Source organism: Bradyrhizobium sp. USDA 4506 (assembly GCF_054058795.1).
This window is the reverse complement of sequence record NZ_JBSSBM010000002.1, coordinates 6034836-6055862: the sequence shown is the minus strand read 5'-3', so window position 1 is coordinate 6055862 and position 21027 is coordinate 6034836. Positions and strand designations below refer to the sequence as shown.

The 21027-nt window shown below is 64.8% G+C and carries 19 protein-coding genes; 15 read left to right on the top strand and 4 right to left on the bottom strand.

Annotated features, from left to right (window positions below; all coding sequences use genetic code 11):
* Positions 1-6: 6 nt before the first annotated feature.
* Both ACVIHF_RS30785 and gspD read right to left on the bottom strand, forming a co-directional pair.
* The gene (locus ACVIHF_RS30785) at positions 7-480 is read right to left on the bottom strand and encodes a tetratricopeptide repeat protein (RefSeq protein ID WP_057017771.1); all 474 of its coding nucleotides are present in this window, start codon (positions 478-480) and stop codon (positions 7-9) included.
* A gap of 76 nt (positions 481-556) precedes the next feature.
* Positions 557-2944: a type II secretion system secretin GspD gene (gene gspD / locus ACVIHF_RS30780; RefSeq protein WP_253606577.1), complete on the bottom strand. Its 2388-nt coding sequence runs from the start codon at positions 2942-2944 to the stop codon at positions 557-559.
* Positions 2945-3280: 336 nt separating this feature from the next.
* On the opposite strand from gspD, the gene ACVIHF_RS30775 reads away from it, so the two are divergent.
* From ACVIHF_RS30775 to ACVIHF_RS30730, 10 genes are read left to right on the top strand one after another with little or no spacing between them, the layout of a single operon-like run.
* A complete protein-coding gene (locus ACVIHF_RS30775; protein ID WP_456793013.1) occupies positions 3281-4957 on the top strand; it encodes a GspE/PulE family protein in 1677 nt (558 codons plus the stop codon).
* Between the two features lie 4 nt (positions 4958-4961).
* Positions 4962-6173, top strand: a complete 1212-nt coding sequence (locus ACVIHF_RS30770) for a type II secretion system F family protein (RefSeq protein WP_253606581.1) — start codon at positions 4962-4964, stop codon at positions 6171-6173.
* Between the two features lie 17 nt (positions 6174-6190).
* Positions 6191-6706, top strand: a complete 516-nt coding sequence (gene gspG, locus ACVIHF_RS30765; RefSeq protein ID WP_050386312.1) for a type II secretion system major pseudopilin GspG — start codon at positions 6191-6193, stop codon at positions 6704-6706.
* Positions 6707-6721: 15 nt separating this feature from the next.
* Positions 6722-7186: a type II secretion system protein gene (locus ACVIHF_RS30760; RefSeq protein WP_050386340.1), complete on the top strand. Its 465-nt coding sequence runs from the start codon at positions 6722-6724 to the stop codon at positions 7184-7186.
* The gene (locus ACVIHF_RS30755; protein WP_229160390.1) at positions 7152-7571 is read left to right on the top strand and encodes a prepilin-type N-terminal cleavage/methylation domain-containing protein; all 420 of its coding nucleotides are present in this window, start codon (positions 7152-7154) and stop codon (positions 7569-7571) included. The genes ACVIHF_RS30760 and ACVIHF_RS30755 overlap by 35 nt, the downstream gene beginning before the upstream one ends.
* Positions 7568-8275, top strand: a complete 708-nt coding sequence (locus ACVIHF_RS30750; RefSeq protein ID WP_253606584.1) for a PulJ/GspJ family protein — start codon at positions 7568-7570, stop codon at positions 8273-8275. The genes ACVIHF_RS30755 and ACVIHF_RS30750 overlap by 4 nt, the downstream gene beginning before the upstream one ends.
* Positions 8275-9189: a general secretion pathway protein GspK gene (locus ACVIHF_RS30745; protein WP_456793012.1), complete on the top strand. Its 915-nt coding sequence runs from the start codon at positions 8275-8277 to the stop codon at positions 9187-9189. The genes ACVIHF_RS30750 and ACVIHF_RS30745 overlap by 1 nt, the downstream gene beginning before the upstream one ends.
* Positions 9189-10262, top strand: a complete 1074-nt coding sequence (locus tag ACVIHF_RS30740; RefSeq protein ID WP_456793011.1) for a PilN domain-containing protein — start codon at positions 9189-9191, stop codon at positions 10260-10262. The genes ACVIHF_RS30745 and ACVIHF_RS30740 overlap by 1 nt, the downstream gene beginning before the upstream one ends.
* The gene (gspM, locus tag ACVIHF_RS30735; RefSeq protein WP_310881241.1) at positions 10259-10822 is read left to right on the top strand and encodes a type II secretion system protein GspM; all 564 of its coding nucleotides are present in this window, start codon (positions 10259-10261) and stop codon (positions 10820-10822) included. Before ACVIHF_RS30740 ends, gspM begins: the two co-directional genes overlap by 4 nt.
* The gene (locus ACVIHF_RS30730; protein ID WP_310881242.1) at positions 10822-11466 is read left to right on the top strand and encodes a hypothetical protein; all 645 of its coding nucleotides are present in this window, start codon (positions 10822-10824) and stop codon (positions 11464-11466) included. Before gspM ends, ACVIHF_RS30730 begins: the two co-directional genes overlap by 1 nt.
* Positions 11467-11486: 20 nt before the next feature.
* On the opposite strand, the gene ACVIHF_RS30725 is transcribed toward ACVIHF_RS30730, so the two are convergent.
* Complete coding sequence (locus tag ACVIHF_RS30725) at positions 11487-11924, bottom strand: prepilin peptidase (protein ID WP_063790104.1); 438 nt, start codon at positions 11922-11924, stop codon at positions 11487-11489.
* A 298-nt stretch (positions 11925-12222) separates the two neighbouring features.
* Between ACVIHF_RS30725 and ACVIHF_RS30720 the strand changes: the two genes are divergently transcribed.
* The 4 genes from ACVIHF_RS30720 (at position 12223) to ACVIHF_RS30705 (ending at position 17478) form a co-directional block, all read left to right on the top strand.
* Complete coding sequence (locus ACVIHF_RS30720; protein ID WP_092080432.1) at positions 12223-13008, top strand: EfeM/EfeO family lipoprotein; 786 nt, start codon at positions 12223-12225, stop codon at positions 13006-13008.
* A complete protein-coding gene (locus ACVIHF_RS30715; RefSeq protein WP_310881243.1) occupies positions 13005-14381 on the top strand; it encodes a cytochrome c peroxidase in 1377 nt (458 codons plus the stop codon). The genes ACVIHF_RS30720 and ACVIHF_RS30715 overlap by 4 nt, the downstream gene beginning before the upstream one ends.
* A gap of 243 nt (positions 14382-14624) precedes the next feature.
* Complete coding sequence (locus ACVIHF_RS30710) at positions 14625-16676, top strand: alkaline phosphatase family protein (protein ID WP_456794137.1); 2052 nt, start codon at positions 14625-14627, stop codon at positions 16674-16676.
* A 118-nt stretch (positions 16677-16794) separates the two neighbouring features.
* Positions 16795-17478: a hypothetical protein gene (locus ACVIHF_RS30705; protein WP_456793010.1), complete on the top strand. Its 684-nt coding sequence runs from the start codon at positions 16795-16797 to the stop codon at positions 17476-17478.
* Positions 17479-17490: 12 nt separating this feature from the next.
* Here ACVIHF_RS30705 and ACVIHF_RS30700 read toward each other — a convergent pair whose 3' ends face one another.
* On the bottom strand, positions 17491-18921 hold the full coding sequence (locus ACVIHF_RS30700) for a cytochrome c peroxidase (RefSeq protein WP_456793009.1): 1431 nt from the start codon (positions 18919-18921) through the stop codon (positions 17491-17493).
* A gap of 306 nt (positions 18922-19227) precedes the next feature.
* On the opposite strand from ACVIHF_RS30700, the gene ACVIHF_RS30695 reads away from it, so the two are divergent.
* Positions 19228-20997, top strand: coding sequence for an alkaline phosphatase family protein (locus ACVIHF_RS30695; RefSeq protein ID WP_456793008.1), 1770 nt, complete (start codon positions 19228-19230; stop codon positions 20995-20997).
* Positions 20998-21027 lie beyond the last annotated feature (30 nt).

Sequence of the window (21027 nt, the reverse complement as noted above, 5' to 3'; positions counted from 1 at the left end):
CCGCGATTACTTGGCGGTCAGGTGCACGTCCGGCGCCGGCCGATCGGGTGCCCATTCCAGTGCGAACCGCTGTCCGGCAATGATCTCATAGGTCGAAAGCTTGGATGCGACCGCATCGCGGAACCGGAGATAGGCATCGCGCTGCCGCCCGTTCGAGCGGGCCGCGGCCAGATTGAGCCATTTGTAGGCCAGCACGAAATCCGTCGGAACGCCGTGACCCTTGTCGTACATCAGGCCGAGCTGGGCCTGCGCGAACGGGTCGCCCTGCACGGCGCCGCGATAGTAGCAGTCGGCGGCGGCTGCGTAGGCCTGCGGCACGCCGAAGCCGTGCTCATACAAGAAGCCGAGCATGCCGAGGGCGCGCGCATTGCCGCGCTCGGCGGCCGGCGCGAGCTCCCGAGCCGCCCGGACATAGTCGCCGCGATGGAAGGCGGCCGATCCGCGCGCCACGCTGTCGGCGCTCGCGACAGAGGCGGTCATCGCCCAAAGCACGATCGCAAGCGAGACCGAGAGGCCTGTCCGTTGTGCGAGAACGCGGCGCATCCTGCTGTCCGGCTCAGTGATAGCTGGTGGTGATCGGTGCATTGGTCGATGTCGTGGCGATGCTGCCGCGCAATTTCGATCGAAGCTCCTCGGCCACGGTCTGGGCGTCGGAACCATTGCGGATGATCTGCGGGCGGATGAAGATGATCAGCTCGGTACGCTGGGTGCCGTTGCTCTGATGTCCGAAGGCGTCACCGAGGCCCGGAATCTGGTCGAGCACCGGAAGCGCATTGCGGGCGCCGCTCTGCTGCTCGCTGATCAGGCCCGCCAGCAGCACGGTCTGACCGTTGGCCACCGAGATCTGGCTCTTGACCCGTCGTTCCGAAACGGTCGGCGTCAGGTTGACCGTGCTGCCGCTGCTTTGGGGAACATTGCTGATCTCCTGCTCGACGTCGAGCCGCACGGTGCCGTTCACGCTGACGCGTGGCGAGACCTTCAGGATGATGCCGGTGTTGCGATAGTCGATGGTGTTGACCACCGTGTTGCTCGTGGTCAGCACCGTCGCGCTGCCGGTCGAGACCGGGACGACGTCGCCGACCTGCAGGGTCGCGACCTGGTTGTTGATCACGACCAGTGAGGGATTGGACAGCACCTTGACGCTGGTGACGGCGTGCAGCGCATCCAGGATCAGGCTCGGCTGCGTTGCATTTCCGATCAGGAAGTTGAAGCCCGGGAAGCTCTGGTTGATGAAGGCATTGGTGAGCGATCCCGCGACCGAGACCGCACCGGTGGTTGCGTCCGTGGTGGTCGCGGGCGCGGAAGTGGCCTGGGTTCCGAGGATCGAGCCGGTGTTCGGCTTCAGGCCGAGGTTCTGGCTGGTGAGATAGGTCTGTACGCCATAGGACAAGGTGTTGTTGAGCGTGACCTCGGCGATCGTCGCGTCGATCGCGACCTGGAGCTGCGGCTCATCGATCTGCAGCAGGGTCGACTCGATGATGCGGTAGTTGGCCTGGTCGGCATAGATCAGGAGATTGTTGTTCACGACATCGGGCGTGATCCGGACGTCCTGCATGACGGGCTGCCCGTTGCCGCCGCCGGCACCGCGTCCGGCGTCCAGCGCGGCATTGTTGCCCTGGCCCGGATTGTTGGGATTGTTCGCTTGCCCGCCGGCGCCAAATCCCTGGCCAAGGCCCTGGCCGGTTGCGCCCGTCCCCGACGTGCCGCGGGATGCGAAGCCGCTCATGCCTGAATTCGCGCCGTTGTTGTTGTTGAGCGACAGACGGTCGGCGACGCTTGAGGTCGACGAGGTGCCGGAGCCGGGCGCGAGCTGGCTGTCGGCACTGTCGAGCAGGTTGCCGGACGATCCGCCAAGGAACATGTCGGTCAGGACCCGCGCAATCTGGCGCGCATCGCCGTATTTGACGCGGTAGACATGGACCGAGGTGCGCGCCGTGTCGTTGCGGTCGAGGCGCTTGATCCAGGTCGCGGCCGTGTGCAGCATGTCGGGCTTCTTGGTCACCACCAAAATCGCGTTCAGGCGCGCGATCGGCATGAACTTGATGACATTCTGGCTGAGGCCGTTCTCGCCGGAATCGACGATCTTCTCCAGCTCGGCAATAACAGGCGCGGGCGAGCCGCTCGAGATCGGGAAGATGCCGACGGATTGGCCGCGCATCCAGTCGACGTCGAAGCTGAGCACGGTATCGACCGCGGTGCGGCGCTCGGCGCCGGTGCCCTGGATCAGCAGCAGGTTGCGCGTCGTGTCGGCGCGGATCGCGCCGGCCCTGGTGGCAAAACTGTCGGTCAGCTTCATGAGGGTCTGCGCCGACACATATTGCAGGGGGACCACCGAGATGCCGAATCCGGGTTCCGGATTGGCCGCCGCGGCATCGACGCGGCCGCCGCCGACGGCGTCGCCGAGCGGCGTCAGGCGATAGCCTGCCGTATCCTTGAGCAGCACAACGCCGCTCAGGCGGAGTGCGTTTTCAAGCACGAACACCATGTCGGACTTCGGCACCGGGCGGACCGAGACCAGGCTGACCGTGCCCTGCACCCGCGGGTCGATGGTGTAGCCGACATGCAGGATGTCGCCGAGCACCACCTTGGCGACGGTCGCCACCGGCGTGCTCTCGAAATTCAGATCGAAGCCGTTGCCGTTCGACGCCGGTTGCGGCCGCGCGTCCGCGACGGCCGTCACTTCGCTTCCGTCATACATCGCCGCGCGGACGCTGCCGCTCTGGCTGCCGCCCGTCGCCGCCTGTGCGTTCACCGGTTGCGGCTGGCGCTGCGCCAGATCCAGCGAGCGCACCTTGTCGGTGACGTCGAGTTGGGATGCGTCCACGCTCTCGCCGACCGTCGCGGAATTGCAGGACGCCAACAACCCCAGTGACGTCAAGGCAAAAATGGCTGCGAGGCCGCCACGGATCGTCGGGCAGCGGCCCACTGTGCCTACGCGTTGCATGAAGGCCCTTCGCTTTGACTAACTGAAATTTCGATTGCTTGCGACGATCGGTCCTACCCCGGAGGGACTCTTAGCGATCGAACATGACAGAAATAAATTGGTTACATGATTGTCGTTCGCGACCTGCCCATCGCATCGCACCGAAATCGTGCTGCCGGCGCGCTGCTTGTGTCCGCGATGCCACCCTCAAAGTTTCTTGAGCGGGACGAATGATGTGACTTCGCACAGCTGTCACACTTCGGATCGATAACCGCACAATTGCCGGGAGCCGAACGCGACGGCACGCAGTGGCACTTGGCACGAACTGATCCGGGATAGTGTGGCGGGATATCGAGAATGGCCAACGACCTGTCCGTTCGGTTCGTGGATTATCTGCGTCAGAACAATCACCTGGCGCCGAGCGATGGACCGGCTGAGCGGACCGGGCAGGGCGCCGACGTCAGGCAGTTGAAGCTGTGGGAGGTTACCAGCCTCTCGCCGACCGACTTCGCCGACGAAGCCGCGCGCTTCTTTGCGCTCGGCCGGCTGACGCTTCAGGAGATGACGTCGGCCGAACCGCTGGTCGGGTCGTTCTCGCCGCGCTTCCTGCGCGAGACCATGGTCTATCCGTGCCGCGCGGTCGACGGGACCACGGTGCTCGCCGTCGTCGACCCGACCGATCAGGCGACGCTGCGGGCGGCACAGATCGTGCTTGGCGCCGGCATCCATGTGAAGGTGGCTTCGTCGGAAGACGTCGCCATCTCGCTGAACAACTCGTCCAGCACTGAAGAGGCCGAGGCCGCCGATAGCGCCGCGGCGCTGCCCCGCGAAGACGACATCGAGAGCCTGCGCGATCTCGCCAGCGGCGCGCCGGTGGTGCGCGCAGTCAACGATCTCATTGAGAAGGCGGTCGAGCTTCGCGCCAGCGACATCCATATCGAGCCGTTTTCCGGCGGGCTCATGGTGCGCTTACGGATCGATGGTCTGCTCCGGCCGGTCGCCGCGCTGTCGGGCGTGCTGCCCCAGGCGGTGGTCTCCCGCATCAAGATCATCGCCAACCTCAATATCGCCGAGCGCCGCCTGCCGCAGGACGGCGCGGCGCGGCTGCGGGCCGGTCGCACCGACATCGATATCCGCGTCGCGATCATGCCGACGCAGCACGGCGAATCCTGTGTCATCCGCATCCTGCCCAAGGATCGCGGCTTGTTGGTGGTCGAAAAGCTCGGATTCTCCGAGCCTGACGAAGCCAAGCTGCGGCGGCTCTTGAAGCTGCCGCACGGCATGGTCGTGATCACGGGGCCGACCGGCAGCGGCAAGACCACGACGCTGGCGACGATCCTGTCGATCCTCAATGAGCCCAGCCGCAAGATCCTGACCATCGAGGATCCGGTCGAATACGAGCTTCCCGGGGTCAACCAGTCCCAGATCAAGCCCGCGATCGGCCTGACCTTCGCCACCGCCCTGCGGTCCTTCGTTCGCCAGGACCCGGATGTGATCATGGTCGGCGAAATCCGCGATTCCGAGACCGCGCATGTCGCGGTGCATGCGGCGCTGACCGGGCATCTGGTGCTGACGACGCTGCACACCGAGACCGCGGCTGCCGCGGTGCCGCGTCTGCTCGACCTCGAGGTCGAAGGCTATCTGTTGCGTTCGGTGCTGCGCGGCGTGATCGCGCAGCGTCTGGTCCGGCAACTCTGCGAGCGCTGCAAGACGGCGCGGCCGCTTGCAACAGCCGATTTCGCCGAGGACCCCCGGCTCGCCGCGCTCGGCTTCAAGGCCGACGAGATCATTCAGGAGCCATGCGGCTGCGAGCGCTGCGGCGGGACCGGCTATCGAGGCCGCCTCGGCGTGTTCGAACTGCTCGAACTGTCCAATGAACTGCGCGAACTGATCGGGGAGCGAACCGACGGGCTGAAGATCGATACGATGGCGATCCGCTCGGGCATGACCACGATGCTCGACGACGGGGTCGCGAAATGCCGCGCCGGATTGACCTCGCCCGCCGAGATCCTCCGCGTCGCAACGGTGCGGTGACGCCGTGCCGAATTATCGCTATCGCGCTCTGACCCAGGCCGGCGAGATCGTGAACGGCACGATCTCCGCCCCGACGGCGGCCGAGGTGGCGCGGCGGATCGAATATCTCAAGCTGCTGCCGATCGAAACCACCGAGGACAAGCGCGCATCCGGCGGCACCGGTGGCCGCAGCCTGTTCGGCGGGCCGAGCGCGGCCGAGGTCACTACGTTCACGCGTGATCTCGCACTGCTGCTCAAGGCCGGTGCGCGTCTCGACGATGCCTTGGAGTTGCTGTCGGGCGACGCGGACGTGGGCCGGATGCGTCCGGTGGTGGCGAAAATTCGCGCCGCCCTGCTCACCGGCGAGAGCTTTGCCGACGCGGTCGCCGATCATCCAACCCTGTTCCAGCCGATGTACATCGCCCTGGTCCGGGTGGGAGAGATCTCCGGCACGCTCGATTCCGTGCTGGAGATGCTGGGCACCGAGCGCGCGCGTTCCGAGCAGATGCGGCGCAAGCTGACCGACGCCATGCAATATCCGGCCTTCGTGCTGGTCGCGGCGTCCGGCGTGATGCTGTTCTTCCTGCTGTTCGTGCTGCCGCAATTCTCGACCGTGCTCGGCGATTTCGGCGGCAAGTCGGACACGGCGCTCGCCAGCTTCATTGCGGTATCGGATTTCCTGCGCGCCAATGCCACCGCGGCAAGCCTGATCAGCGCGGCAACGATTGCGCTCGCATGGTGGCTGCTGCGGCAGGCGCGCGTCCGCGCCGCGCTGGTCAACGCCATCTCGCGGGTGCCGGGCATCAGCAGCGCTTTCCAGTTCTATCGCGCCAGCCTGTTCTGCCGCAATCTCGGCGTCCTGCTCGGCAGCGGTGTCAACCTCACCGCCGCGTTGCGCATCCTGGTCGACATCATGTCAGTGACCGGAAGCGAGGCGAACTGGACCGCCGCCGCCGACCGCGTCCGCCATGGCGGCAAATTGTCGGAAGCACTCGCCGTGGCGGACAGTCTGCCGCCGATGGCGGTCCGCATGCTGCGGCTCGGTGAAGAGACCGGGCAGCTGCCGGTGCTGGCCGGGCGGGTCGCGGAATTCTACGAAGCAAAATTGCAGCGCAGCCTGGACCGGGTCGTCGGCATCGTCGGTCCGCTAGCGATCATCACGATCAGCACCGTCGTCGGCGGATTGATCGTGTCGGTCATGACGGCGCTGCTCTCGGTCACACAGCTAGTCGGTTAGAGCAGGGGTCATCGGCCATGATATCGCGCAACATCATCATAAAGGCATTCGCCACGCGAGCGGAACGCGCTCGCACGCCGTCGCAAAGCCAGAGGCGTTCGGGGCAGGAGGGCTTCACGCTGGTCGAGATGCTGGTGGTGATCGCGATCATCGGCCTGATCATGGGGCTGATCGGCCCGCGCGTGCTCAACTATCTCAGCGAATCCAAGGTCAAGACCGCGCGCATTCAGTTGCAGAGCTTCTCCAGCGCGCTCGACCTGTTCTACCTCGACGCCGGGCGCTTCCCGTCGACGGCTGAGGGGCTTGCCGCCCTGGTGCGGCGCACGCCGGGGGTCGCGGCCTGGAACGGCCCGTATCTGAAGGGCGGCAACGTGCCGAACGATCCCTGGAACCATCCTTATCTCTATCGCTCGCCCGGCGAGCACGGACCGTATGACATCGTCTCCTACGGCTCCGATGGTCAGGAGGGCGGCAGCGGCACCTCGGCCGATATCTCGCTCGAGAAGACCACCGCCGCCAACAACGACCAGTAAGGATGCATGGCAAGCATGAGTGACGCGACGCAGCGCGGTTTCACCCTGCTCGAGATGGTGTGCGTGCTCGCCATCATCGCGCTGCTGGCGGCCGTGCTGCTTCCGTTCATTCCGCACCAGACCTCGCGATCGCGCCTGCAGGCCTATGCATTGCAGACCGCGACGCTGCTGAAGGCCGATCGGAATGCCGCCATCGAGCGCAGCACCAGTGTTGCGACGCTGGTCGATGCGCCGAGCCGGGTGATCCACTCCGGCGCATCGCGCATGACGGTGCGGATCCCCGAAGACGTGCGGTTCGATGCCGTGCTGCCGCAGAGCTGTCAGCGCCGCGCCGCACTGTCGACCATCCGCTTCTTCGCCAATGGCGGGTCCTGCGGCGGCTCCATCGCGCTGACGCGGCTCGATGCGGGATATGAGGTCCGCGTCAACTGGCTTACCGGAAGGGTTGAAATCGTTGCTCGCGACGTCGCCGCCAACTGACCGCGCTGATGCGGGGTTCACCATCATCGAGGTGCTGGTGGCGCTGGCGCTGGTGGCTGTCTCGATCGTTGCGATCGGCGCCGTCATGGGCGTCAAGACGCGCGGCGTGCGAGCGCTGGAGCAGCACGTGGCGCTGATGCAGGCGGTGCGCACCTTGATGACGGTCGGCATCCCGCCCCGCGCGGAATTGCAGTCGGGCACCTCGACGGGGCAGGCGGAGGGCTACCGCTGGACGATTGATGTCAGTCCGCTCGGTGGCGACTGGAAGGTGCCCGAGGGCAATGTGCCATGGGCTCCGGAGCTGGTGCGGATTCGCGTCAAATCTCCGGGCGGTGCGCTGTCCGACATTCGCACCGTGCGCCTGATGCCGAGGGCGTCGGAATGACCCGGGCATGGGCAGACCAGCGAACGGGCGAGCGCGGCTTCACGCTGATCGAGACCATCGTCGCGCTGGCGCTGATGGGGCTGTTGCTGTCGGCGCTCGCCAGCATCACGGCGCAGTGGCTGCCGAGCTGGAACAGGGGCCTCGACCGGATCCAGCGCAGCGAATTGATCGGGATCGCGCTGGAGCGGATCGGCGCCGATCTTGCCGCCGCGGAGTTCGTTGCCGCCAACCGCGACAGCCACAAGCCGCTGTTCGACGGATCGGAGTTGTCCGTGATGTTCGTGCGCACGTCGGTGGGGCCGAATGCCGGGCCGGGGCTCGACGTGGTGCGCCTTGGCGAGACGCGCGATCGCGGCGAGTTCGTCACGGTTCGCACGCAGACGCGGTTCACGCCGCTGGCTGACGGGGTGTCGCTGTCGGAGCAGGTCCATCTCGGCAGCCCGGTGGTGCTGCTGCGCGCGCCCTATCGGCTGTCGTTCGCCTATGCCGGTGCTGACCGGGCCTGGAAGAGCGCGTGGAAGGACGCGGACAGACTGCCGGCGATGATCCGGCTGACCGTGCGCGACGCGGCGAGCCAGCGCGTCCTGTCGGTTTCGACCATCGCGCCGGTCCATGTCCAGATTCCGAGCGACTGCACCAAGCCGGACGGCAATTGCGGCGACAAGCAGAGTTCCGGAAGTGCCACCGATCAGGGGAAGACGTGATGGGCGCGTCCGGCAATGTCGGCCGATCGCCGGCCAATCGCGGCTTCGTCATCGTTGCGGTGCTCTGGATCCTGCTGGCGCTGTCGTCGCTGGCGATCATTTTCTCGGCCTATCTGGCCGCGTCGGCGCGCGCGCTGGCGGCCAGCGACCTGTCGTTGCAGAGCGAGGCGCTGGTGTCGGCCGGGCTCGAGCTCACCGCCTATCAGCTGACGCTGACGGACGAGAAGACGAGACCACAGTACGGGGCGTTTCATTTCGGGCTGGACGATGCCAGCGTCGGCATCACCTTCACGTCGGAGGCCGGCCGCCTTGATCTGAACTACGCGTCGAAGGAGATGCTGATCGGCCTGTTCGTCGTGCTCGGCGCCCGCAAGGACGCCGCCGCCGAATATGCCGACCGGATCGTCGGCTGGCGAACCCGGCCCGCGCCGGGCAGCGAGAATGTGGAGGCGGCGCGCTACAACGCGCTTGGCTATTCGCCGCGGCAGGGGCTGTTCACCCATGTCAACGAGCTGGCGCTGGTCGCCGGCATCCCCGAAGCGTTTGTCGATCGCGTGTTGCCGTTCGTGACGGTGTTCAACGGCGGTCCGGATGTTGATCCGACCATCGCCGCGCCGGAAGTCGCTCTCGCCGTCGATAAGGCGTCGGGGAAGGACCAGGACGGCTTCGGGGCGCGCCCGGCTTCGCCGAACGGAATCGCTGCCGGAACGCAGGCCCCAAGCCAGCAGAGCGCGGCATCGACGGCGCAGAGCCCGTGCTACCGGATCGCAATCTCGATCCGCTTCCGCAACGGTCACCGGACCACATCCGAGGCGGTGATCGCACTCGGTGACAAGGTCGAGCCCTATCGGGTGTTGTCCTGGCAAAACGACGTCGAGGCGCGAATTACGGCTCTGCCGCGCAGGAGAGGTTGATGGCAATGCTTGCCGAGGCACGGCAATGGTTCGAGCAATGGATCGCCGCGGTCGCGACCGCCGTCGACGGCGTCGCCGGCAAGTTCATGCGCCGGCGCAGCATCGGGCTCGACGAGAATGGCGATGGTATGTTCACCGCCCGCCTCGCGGTCTCGAAGGATGGCTCGCCTTCGATGCCGGTTTCGTTCCGGCTCGATCACGATGCGCCGCAGCCTCCGCTGCCGGCGGAGTGGAAGACCGCGTTCGACGGCAGCCGCATCGAGGTGCGTTTGCGATCAGATCAAATCGTCAGCCGCGTGCTCGATTTCCCGAGCCAGGCAAGCGACTTCCTCGACGGCATGATCCGCGCACAGGTCGACCGGCTGACACCATGGAGCGCTGCCGATGCCGTGTTTGGCTGGAGTTCGCCGCAACCGATCGCCAATGACCGCATCGAAGTCGCGTTCGGCGCGACCGCGGCGGCGAAGGTCGATCCGTTGATCCGGATGGCGAGGATGCTCGGCGCCGCCTCCGTCGCGGTCTTCGCGCCGGCGGTTGGCGGCGACGGCGCCGCGCAGCAGGTGACGCTGCTCGACAAGTCGCTGCGCGGCCTTGCCGGGCCTTCGGTTCCGCGCCTGTTGCGCGTCGGCCTGGTCTCGACAGCGGCCGCGGCCGCGGGCTCGCTGCTGCTGAACATCTATCTCGGCGGGTGGCTGCAATCCGAGCAGGACGATCTGCAACACCGGATCGCGCAGCGCCGCGCCGCGCTGCGTCTCGATGCCAATGGCGACTCGTCCGGGCTCGGCCTGGTGGCCAAGCGCAAGCAGACGACGCCGTCGAGCGTCATGGTCCTGGAAGCGGTCTCGCGCGTACTGCCCGACACGACCTATGTGACGGAGCTTCGCATCGAGGGCAACAAGGTGCAGGTGGTGGGACTGACCCAGGATGCGCCGTCCCTGATCCGGCTGCTGGAGCAGTCGCCGCAATTCACCCGCGCGACGTTCTTCGCGCCGACGACGCGTGCGGCGAACGAATCGGCCGAGCGGTTCCACGTCGAGGCCAACATCACTGCCTATTTTGGGTCCGGCTCATGAGCGAAGCATCCCGATCGCTGACAGCTGTCAGCACCTCGCCAATGGTCGCGACCGCGAGCTATCTCGGCCTGTTCGTGCTGCTGCTCTTTGTCGTCATCTCCTCGCTCTCGGACATCATCGGCCTGCGCAGTGATGTCGCGGCAGCGGCCGGAATGCTCGAGCAACTGGAGGGGAGATCCAGGGCGAATGCCGCGCCCGGTCAACCGGCGATGCCGACCGGCTCGGCCTATCTCGAGGGGGCGACCGTCACGGTGGCCGGCGCCACGTTGCTGCAACGGGTGTCGGGTGCGGTGATCAAGGCCGGCGGCAACGTGCTGTCGACGCAGCTCGATGTTCCCAACGCGCCGGCCAAGGCCGGCTTCATCAGCATGGTCGCGAGCAGCGAGATCGAGCAGGCGCAATTACAGCAGGTGCTCTACGATCTGGAAGCCGGCATGCCGTTTTTGTTCATCGACCAACTGGTCGTGCAACCCGTCGCCGACGAGGCCGCCAAGGGCGCCGATCCCGGCAAGCTGCGCGTGCTGCTCGGCGTCTCCGGACAATGGCGAGGAGCCAAATGATGCGACGCTTCGCAGCGACCATCGTGCTGTTGGCAGTGTCGGCCTATTCGGCGCCGGCTGCGGTGCCTGCCCCGTCCGGCGATGCATTGGACGCCGGGATGCTCGATGATACCCGTCTCGGCGGACCGGTGCTGAGTTCACCGCCACCGTCCGAACCGGTGACGTCGGTCCGGGTGACACCGTCGCAGGCACCGACACCCCGGCCGCTCAGCGCCAATCCGTTGTGGGGCATCCCGCTCAAGACGCTGTCCAACACGCGCGACCGGCCGGTGTTCTCGCCGTCGCGGCGACCGCCGCCTGCCGTCGTTGCGGAACCGGAGGTCAGCAAGCCGGCGCCGCCGCCGCCGCGCAAGGTCGCGATCGAGCCACCGCCGCTGTCGCTGGTCGGCACGATTGCGGGGGATGACGAAAGCTTCGGGATATTTCTCGATCAATCGACCAAGACGGCGCTGCGGCTGAAGATCGGCGACGACTTCCAGGGATGGAAGCTGCGGTCCATCAACGGCCGCGAAGTCACGATGCAGAAGGACGATCAGGGGGCCGTGCTCACATTGCCCCAGCCCGGCGGCGACGAGAGCGGCGATGTCCGCCTGGTTCCGGTCAGCACGGAAAGGAAGCCCTTGGCCGCGCGGCGCCAGATGTGATTGCGCGTCGGACCGGGATGCTAGTTCAACGCGAGCCAGCTCTGAAGGGCCGGCGTCACGAGAAGCCCGAGCGCCAGAAACGGGCCGAACGGGATCGAGGTCTGGCGCTTCATCTCGTGACCTGCGAGTTGCAGGCCGCCGGCAACACCGAGCGCTGCGAGTGCCGCGATCAGCAGCAAGGTCGGAACGCCTGTCGCGCCGACCCAGATCGCCGCGGCGGCAAGAAACTTGACGTCGCCAAGTCCCAATCCGTCGACATGCCGCAAGGCGAAGTAAAGACGCTGCAGTAGAAGGAACACGATGCCGACCAGGACCGCAATCGCCATGGCGGTGAAGGCGGCCATCGTGCCTTCGGTGACGACGACGTTGGCGAGACCGAGCGCCGCGATCGCAAGGTTCAGCCAATTCGGGATGATGCCGTGGCGAAGATCGATCAGCGCGACCGCGCAGCAAAGCATGCAAAGCGCACCGTAAGATCCGATAAAATAAAGGGCTTCGCGATCAATCTGCATGGCGACGGACAAGTGTGACAGATGCGGACGTTGTGTTGCAACAACTCACGCGCGTTGAACAGTCCAATTTCAATCCGTCTGCAGCAGCGCGAACGAGTTTGCAAAATTGTGATCGTCATCGACGATCGCGAAGCAGAAAAGATGCGACAAAAAGTCTGCGCTGTCACAAATCCGCATAGGATACCGACAATAGTTCGCCCCGCTACATGCCGCGAGCCCTTCGTGGCAGACGAGTGGGTTGACTATGCACAAGATGCAAGTGGCGGCGTGCCTTGCTTTGCTGGCAGCGTTCGCAGGCGTGCGCGCCGCGAATGCCGGCGCTCTCGAGGAGGGCGCCGAGCGCTACCGGCCATATTTGATCGAGGGCGTCGCCAGTGCGCTGACAGGCGCGCGTGCGCTTCGCGAGCGCGCCGCGGCGGCGGATTTGCCTGGAGCGAAGAAGGCCTGGCTGTCGGCGCGCGCCGGCTGGGAGCGCTCGGAGGTGTTCACCGCGGGGTTCGTGCCTGAGCTCGACGCGCAGATCGACGCCTGGCCCAACGCGGACAGCGGGTTCCACGCCATCGAGGCGAAACTGTTCGGAGCTGCCAGCACCGACGTGGCCACCGATGCGACCGGGCTTGTCGAGCATCTGAACGATCTCCACGGCAAGCTCAAGGATATCAAGCTGACGCCGCAGGGCCTTCTGGATGGCACGGTGCGGCTCGCCTACGAAGTCGGAGAGAGCAAGGCCGATGGCGGCGAGTCGCGCATCAGCGGCACCTCGCTGGACGACATGCGCAACAACATCGCCGGCATCGATTTCGCCTACCACACGATCTTCTCGGCCGCGCTCAACACGGTCGACGGCAAGCTCGACGAGATGGTGACCAACCGGATCGAGCAGCTCGAAGCGATTGTCGCCACGCCCGACCTGCCGCATGTCAACATTGCCGAACTGCGCCAGACCAGCGAGGAACTGGTGGTTGCGTTGCAGAGCGCCTCGGCAAAGCTCGGGCTGCAGCGGCCGACCCTGGAGGCCCAGGCGCGATGACATCGCTTCACCTGCGTCTGGCTGCGCTGCTCTCCGGTGTGATCGCCCTGGCACTGTTCGGGCGTGCGGTGGCGTTTCCGGTCGACGGTGACAAGACCGTGCTGCCTGTCGCGACCGAGCTGAACGAGGATGCGCTCGACAAGCCGCGCGAGGTGTTCCAGTCCGAGCGGACCGGGGCCAAGTCCTATCTGGTGAATCTCGGCGATCTCGCGTTCAATTCGCCGGGGCTGCTCGGTGACGTGGCGCGGCAGGCCGGCGTGAGCTGCGGCACCTGCCATGTCAATGGCGCGAACAACGCCAAATTCTTCATGCCGAAGATGTCGAGCCGGCCCGGCACGTTCGACACCACCGGTCCGCTGTTCAATCCGAAGGCCAACAATCTGGCGTTCGATCCAGTGCGGATCCCGAGCCTGCGCGGCGCCCGTTATCTAGCGCCCTACGGCGCCGACGGCCGATTCGCCTCGCTGCGCGACTTCGTCCACAACGTCATCACCAACGAGTTCGCAGGTCCCGAGCCGTCGCCGGCAACGCTCGATGCGATCGTGGCGTATATTCACGACATCGACTTCCTGCCCAATCCGAGCCTTGGTCCCGCCGGACGGCTGGCCGGCAAGATCAGCGACGCGGAGCGCCGCGGCGAGGTGCTGTTCGCAAAGCCGTTCCTGCACGATCCCGCGCTGAGCTGCGCGGGCTGCCACGTTCCGTCGTCCGGCTTTGTCGATCACCAGCAGCACGACGTAGGTTCGGGCGGCCTGTTCAAGACGCCGACGCTGCGCAACGCCGATTTCAACGCGCCGTACTTTCACGACGGCCGCTTCGACAATTACGACCAGGTCGTCGATTATTTCGACCGGACCTTTCAGCTCGAGCTCTCGGCGCAGGACAAGGGCGACCTCGTCGCCTATCTCACGGCAGTCGGCGATGGCGTTCAGCCCTATGAGCGCGACGGCGCCGGGGCAACGCTGAAGGAGATCAACGATTTCTCGACGGTGCTCGCGACCGCGATTCCGTCCGGTGACAAGGACATCGTCGCGCTGGCCGTCGATACGATCGGCCGCGAGTTGCGCGAGTTAACCGAGCAATATCCCGACCGCAAGAACACCAGCGTCTCGGGCGGCGAGCAGCAGCGCGTACTTGCGCGCAACGGCCTCAAGGAGCTCGTGCTCACGTTGCGGCGAATCGAGATGGCGGTTGCGGCAGGGCGCAACGCGGATGCCGCAACCGAGTTCAGGAATTATCGCAATCTGATGGCTGCTGCAGTGCCTGCGCTGTTGGCCAGCGCCGAGCCATGGTCGCTATTCAATCAAGGCGTGCATGACCAGCATTATGCTGCGCTTCGCCAGGTGATGCGCTCCAAGCACCTTTCGCATTGATTGCGTTGTATTGAAGTGATTTTGCGATCTGCGCTGCGGCGCGGATGCGTGATCAATTTTCGATCATTGGTTGCATGGTTGAATCGTGGAGATGCACCGCGCGGCGGCAGATGTCTCCTCAGAAAATATTTGAACGTTTCGAAATTTCTTGCGCGCTTTCATGTAAGCGAAAACGATGCGTCATATTGTCGCACTAAGCAGTGTGTGTTGCTAACCGCAAACACCCTGAGGTCGACAATGAGTTTGAATTACAAAAAACACTGGCGAACCAGCACCGCGCTCTGCATCGCGTCAACGGTGCTCGTCGCAACAGCCGCATATGCCGCTCACTATCCGGGCGGTCGCAGTGATTGGGACAAGCGTCCGCATCACAACCACCAGGCGCACGAAGAGGGCGATCGTGCGAACCATGAGAACCATGGCCATCATGGTGACGGCGATCACGGCGTGAAGACCGCGTCGCCGATCAAGCACGTCATCATTCTGATCGGTGAGAACCGCGGCCTCGATCACACCTTCGGTATCTACAAGCCGAAGGGCAAGGGGCAGACCATCTCCAACCTGTTGTCGAAGGGCATCGTCAACGAGGATGGAACGCCGGGACCGAACTTTGCGCAGGCGCAGCAGTCCTCGGTCGCGGGCCAGCCCTTGTACTATGTCGGCGCGCCGACGATCGCGAAGTCGCCCTACAACGCGACCAACCCGATGCCGCAGCCGAACACGGCCGGCACGCCGACCGCGCAGAGCGACACCGCGCCCCCGTTCAAGACGATCACTGAGGCCAGCGTCGAGAAGGACATGGACCCGGCCGATCTCGATATCCTCACCACCGGCTTCAGCGGCCTGCCGACCGGTGTGCTGGATACCCGCATTCCCGGCGCTGGCGGTCTGAACGGACCGTTCCAGTTGCAGGGTGAGCAGATCAGCGACGACGACTACACCGGCGACTCGACGCATCGCTTCTACCAGGATTGGCAGCAGGAAGACTGCAGCGCCGCCAACGCCACCAAGAAGAACAATTCGGGCTGCCTGAACGATCTGTTCCCGTTCGTGATGGCGACCTATTCGGCGTCCAACAAGAGCATGGCCAACTCGATGGGCTACTACAACGCCCAGCAGGGTCAGGCTCCGGTCCTGAAGATGCTGGCCGACCGCTTCACCCTGAGCGACAACTTCCACCAGTCGTTCCATGGCGGCACCGGCGCGAACCACTTCATGCTCGGTACCGGTGACGCGGCCTTCTGGAGCGACGGCAAGGGCAATCCGGTGACGCCGCCGGCCAACCTGATCGCCAATCCGAATCCGGTCGCGGGTTCGGTCAACCGCTACACCGTCGATGGCAATTGGAGCAATTGCTCTGATGTCTTCCAGCCCGGCGTCAAGCCGATCGTCACCTACCTCAACAATCTGCCATACGCGGCGGAGCCGAACTGCAAGCCCAACCACTACTACATGCTCAACAACGTCAACCCGGGCTATCTGCCGAACGGCGCGCTGTCGGGTGGCAACAACGTGCCGCCGTCGTCGGTTCGCACGATCGGCGATGCGCTCATGGAGAAGAACGTCTCCTGGGCGTTCTACGGTGGCGCGTTCAACGACGCCGTGGCGCTTTCCAACGCCGCAGTTGCCGCCAATCCGTCGAACCCCAACCTCAGCGCCGCTGCGGTCGCCGATCCGGCGCACGCGCTCGGCGTTGCCTACTGCCAGATCTGCAATCCGTTCCAGTATGCGACCTCGATCATGGCCAACCCGGCCGTGCGTCAGGCTCACATGAAGGACACTGCCGATCTGATCACGGCGATCCAGAACAACACGCTGCCTGCGGTGTCTTTCGGCAAGCCGGACGGCCTGCTCGACGGTCATCCGCAGAGCTCGAAGGTTGACCTGTTCGAGGCCTATGTCCTGAACGTGCTCAACTCGCTGGACAACAACCCGGAGCTGAAGGCTGAAACCGCTGTCTTCATCACCTGGGACGAGGCCGGCGGCTATTGGGACTCCGGCTACCAGCAGTCCATCGACTTCTTCGGCGACGGACCGCGCATTCCGACCCTGATCCTTTCGCCCTATTCGACGGGCGGCAAGGTCAACCACAACTACGCCGACCACGTTTCGCTGCTGAAGTTCATCGAGCGCAACTGGGCTCTCCAGCCGCTCACGAACCGCAGCCGCGACAACCTGCCGAACCCGACCTACTCGAAGAACAACGAGTATGTTCCGACCAACAGCCCGGCATTGTCTGATATGTTCGACGCGTTCGACTTCAGCAAGCCGGTCACGTTGTCCTACACCGAGTGATCAAGCTCTCGCCCACGGCGAGGTCTTGACTGCATCCAAGGGCGGCGCCGATCGAACCAATGGTTCGGTCGGCGCCGTCATGTTCCGTCCCTGCCACCTGATCGACCGGAGACATGCGATGAAACGCAATAAGACGTGCGCGATCAGCAGCAGCGTCGTGGCCGGCCTGCTTGCCGTCGCCATCCTGGCCGGCGCGGCGATCCCGGCCATGGCGCAGCAGTTTTCCGCCGACCTCGTCGCGAACAAGGACGACACGGCAACCGCCATGGGAGCCTTGCGGGTCTCGGGCGGAAGAGCACGGATCGAGACAAGCACGCTGTCCGACGGCTTCTTCCTGATCGATACGGGTAAGCCCGCAGCCTATTTCGTCCGTCCGGCGGCACGGGTTTACATGGACGCGCGGCAATCGAGTCCGCTCACCCGGATGTTCATTCCGGTCGATCCGGATGATCCCTGCCGGCAATGGCTGGCGATGGCGCAGCTGTCCGCGCCGATCGACCTCGCGACGTGGCACTGCCAGCGCGATGGAGCGGAAAGGATCGGGGGGCACGACACCGACGTCTTTCGAATCGCCGCGCCGTCCGGTTTGAGCTTTGTCGGCTGGATCGACCGCGCGCGCAGATTTCCGGTACGGATCAGGACCGCGGATGGGACGGTGATCGCTGCCGATCACATCCGCGACGAGCCGCAGCCGGCGCAGACGTTTGAAATCCCCGCAGGCTTGCGCAAGTTCGACCCGCAAGCGCTGATCCGTCGGATCCAGCAGAGTGACGTATGGGTTGAGCCGCCGGCTTCGGACTGAGCACGCCGTCCGTTACTGCGACTGCTGGCTTGTTACCGGCAGGATCCGGCCGAGCGCAGTGTAGTGCGACTGATGCACGTTGCTGTTGAACAGCGACCAGGGTTCGGCCTTTTTCAGAGCGACGGGTACGTCGAAGTGCACCAGCTGCGCAAAGTTGCGATATTCGGCCATCGCATCGTCGATACGGCCGGCGGCGACGTCGAGATCGATGCGGCGCAGGGTGAGAACGAGGTCCTTCAGGATCGCGCGCGCCGCCAGCCGCTCGTCCTTGCCACCGATCGAGGTGTTCCTGATGTCCGGGATGCGCTCGGTCAGTTCGCGCAGTTCGGCCCCGACCCCGGTCACGGCCAGTGACACCACCGCGGTGTCGGCAGCCGGGATCGCGACCTCGAGGACGCTCGAGAGCTCGAGCACCTCTTTCATCCGGAGCATGACGCCGTCCTTGTCGAACGGGCGTTCGCCGTCGCCGACCGCATTCAGATAGGCCACGAGGTCCTGGGTGTCCTGGGTCGACAGTTCGAGGTCGAACACACGATCGAAATGATCGACCACCTGTTCATAGCTGTCGTAGCGGCCATCGTGGAAATACGGGGCGTTGAAGTTGGCGTTCAGCAAAGTCGGGGTCTTGACCAGTCCACCGGATCCGACGTCGTGGCGCATCTGGTCGTTGAAGGTACCACCCGGAACATGACAACCGGCGCAGCTCAGCTCGGCCTGCTTCGGGAACGGCTTGAAGAACAGCGCCTCGCCGCGGCGCTCGGCCAGGCTCGCCTGCGCGGCAAGCCTGCCGCCGGGTGCAATCTTCGGATTGGGGAGAAAATCGATATCGTTGATATAGGCGACGAGGCCGTCGAGAACCTCGTCGCGCGGCCTCGGACCGGAAAATTCATTGACGATGACATTATAGACGAAGTCGCGCAGCGAGGTGATGCGCCCGTCATGTCCGTAGGGGGCGAGGAAGCGGGCGCCGCGCAGGCTCGGAATCCTGACCGGATCGAGGATGCTGTTGAACGTCTTCGCGTTGAAGGCAAGGCTGGTCGTATCGAAGGTGCCGGGGCGGGAGGATGCGCCCGGAACGAACAGTTTCGGGTTCGATGCGCCGTTGACGTGACAGGTGCCGCAGCTCATCTCGGCCTGACGCGCCTTGCCGCCCAGGATGGAAGGCGAGTTGAACGCGAGATCGCCGAGATTGACCAAAAAGGACTTTCGCCCGCCGACGGCTTCGGAATGAAAGAGTTCGCGCGGCCGCGCCAGCGCCTCCTCGGAAAATTCAGTGCCGGCCGGCAGCACGGTCTGGTCGCCGCCGAGCGGGAACGCCGTCGCGCGCAACGGGAGCAGGGCAACGACGAGCGCCAGCCACGCGACCCGTGCCGGTCTGACGCCGCGATCGGCGGCTGTCGCACGATGTTTTCCGGAGCCGGACGCCAGAATATCCCAAGCCATCGCGCGAAAACGCCCCTGTCACAAATGCATATGCGCTGCCGTGCGTCGGAAGATGTCACGGAGGTGACAGTTTCCTGTCGGCAGGATCAACGACGATCTGACTGGATAGACGAATTTTGATTGCGGTTTGATGACGCGCGATCAGCGAAGCGCAACGCAGTCTGCGCTTGACACGATGAAAGTCTGTTGGTGCGCGAGCATCTTTCCGCGCGTTTGCGCGCGCGTCGAAAAACAGTCATCCCAGCGAAATGTGTTTTGCATAGCGTGTAGCTCCATTTCTATTTCTTTCTAAATCAGGAGAGCACTATGCGGCTTTGGGGAGCCATTCCGGCGCTCGCGGTTGTTGCTGGCGCCGTTGCCATCTCGCCGGTAGCAAACGCAGAGAATTTGGTCGAAAAGATCGTTGATGAGTTCAAGCACGAGATCAAGGACGAGCTGCGCGACCTGCGGGATCGTGGCCATGAAGGCGTGCACCAGTACAAGCACATCGTCGTCATCTATCAGGAGAACCACAGCTTCGATAACCTCTACGGTCACTGGGGCGACGTCGGCCGCGACCGGATCAACGGCACATCCTATGCCGATCAGGCGCACACCCTGCAGGTTCGGCAGGACAACCAGACCGTCTATGCTTGTCTGCTGCAGAACGACGTCAACCTGACTTCTCCGTCGCCGCAACCGACGAGCTGCACCGACAATACGGGCACGGTCGCGATCCTGAGCGCCTTCAAGAACAAGCCGTTCGAGATCAATGAATTCATTCCGACCTCGGCCACGACCTGCCCGAAGCCGCTCGGCGCTTTCGCGGCTCACGGTTTCCTCAACGGCACCGGCGCGCCCGGCGGCTGCACGGCGGACATCGTGCACCGCTTCTACAGCGAGCAGTACCAGCTCAACGGCGGCCGGCAAAACCGCTACATGACCGGCAGTGATGCGGCCGGTCTGGTGATGGGCTATTACGACACCAAGAAGCTGCCCATCTACACCTATCTCCACGGCAACGGCGCGCCGAACTACGTCATTGCCGACAGCTTCTTCCAGGGTGCCTTCGGCGGTTCGTTCCTCAACCACCAGTTCCTGGTCGCCGCCGCGGCGCCCCAGTTCGTCGGTGCCCTGAATGACGGCAGCGCCAACGACTTCCACTCGATCGTCGATGCCAACGGCATGCCGACCAGCACGCCGCTCTACACGCCGCTCTCGACCGTGAAGGATGCGCAGCTGACGGCGAAGTGCAATCAGGCCGGCCTGCCGGCGGGCCTCGCCTGCGGCGACTACGCGGTCAACACCACGCAGCCGTTCTATCAGCCCTATTCCCCGGGCACCGCCGACATCAAGCGCCTGCCGCCGCTGCACACGCCGAACATCGGCGATCGGCTGTCGGCAAAGCGCGTCGATTGGGCCTGGTATTCGGGCGGCTGGTCGAACGCCAACGGCGACGTCGGCGCTTCGGGCTGGACCAACGGCAACGGTACGACCTGCACCGACCCGAACCATGTTTCCACGGCGGTGTTCCCGAACTGCCCGGACGTGGATTTCCAGTACCACCATCAGGCGTTCAACTACTTCGCCAACTACGCGCCCGGAACGCAGGCCCGCAAGGATCGCCTGAAGGACGAGGCGGAGTTCATCCAGGCGGCGAAGACCGGCCGGCTGAAGCAGGTCAGCTTCATCAAGCCGATCGGCGAGGAAAACGAGCATCCGGGCTACACCAGCGAGTCCGAAGGCAGCCAGCATCTCGTCGATCTCGTCAAGGCGATCGTCGAGGGGCCGGATGGCAAGGACACGCTGATCGTCATCACCTATGACGAGTTCGGCGGGCAGTGGGATCACGTTCCCCCGCCGCCGTTCAACCGCCATGGTGCCGAAGCCAAGGCTGCGGACCAGTGGGGCCCGGGCACCCGCATTCCGGCGCTCCTGATCGCCAAGCGCTTCAACAAGTCGGGCGTCGCGCACGAGGACTTCGACACCACGTCGATCCTCAAGATGCTTGAAAAGCGCTTCGACCTCGACCCGCTGGTGACGCGCCCGGTGCGCAGCCTCTCGGCGGCGCTGAAGGCCGGCGAGGGCTGGCACTGACACGAGAAACGCTGCCGGCCCGCGTCAACG